Annotated in this window: 1 protein-coding gene; it reads right to left on the bottom strand. The window is 45.8% G+C overall.

Going from position 1 to position 810, the window contains the following annotated elements; translation table 11 throughout:
- Nucleotides 1–810: phospholipase A (locus tag R7Z50_RS26405; RefSeq protein WP_318149600.1), on the bottom strand; the 810-nt coding region annotated here is incomplete at both ends.

Here is an 810-nt window from a genome sequence, read left to right as displayed (position 1 = left end):
CCAACACCAATGCGCTGCTGATTATGGTCGTAGTCAATTAAACTCTTGCCATATCCAGTCGAGTATTGAGCATATCCCCTAACTTTTCCCCAAATTGGAAACAACAAACCTATCTCAGCATAGCCTTTATGCGTTTTAAAATTCTCGCGCCCCAAGAACGTCAACTCGTAATCGTCCCATTTGTAGGCGCTTGTTAGCTCAAAATGCCCCATGTAATCTTCGATATCTGGGTTATCATCACCTTTAGGATCATTCGGAAAGGTTTTTTCGTCCTCAGGTATGCGCCACCAAGGCTGGATAGAGGCGACAAAATTGTCTTTCGCAAAGGTTAAGTTGGTATAAACGCGGTTCCAACTGCGCGATAGCTCTTGTCTCTGACCATTTGATTCATGCTCAATACCGAAACCCAGCCAAGTTGAGCCACCAAGCGGCTGCCAACTTGTAGGAGTGAAGTAAAACAGCTCAGGACGATAATTGGTTTCGCGAAACGGACGCGACGCATCCCCCGTGTATACCTGCCAGAACGATTTGAGCGTCATACCAAAAAACAAACCATCGCCGTCAAACAACAAATCGTCGTAGTTCATTGGCACTTTAAAACTAATTTGGAACTCCGCTTCTTCCTTACGCAGCTCATCCCCGTACTTAGTGTCCGCATAAGCACGCTTATTTACGCGATCACTGTAAGTGAACGGCAAGATGTAGTTAACACGATGCGCCACCAAACTAAATGGTTCAAAGGCGTTTTCTCGTTCTGACTCCAAACGCTTGTCGACCAAGCTTTCCTGAAGCTCCTCAGGTTCTTCAATT

Source organism: Vibrio sp. 1249-1, assembly GCF_033340495.1.
This window is presented reverse-complemented; position numbering and strand designations above follow the sequence as displayed.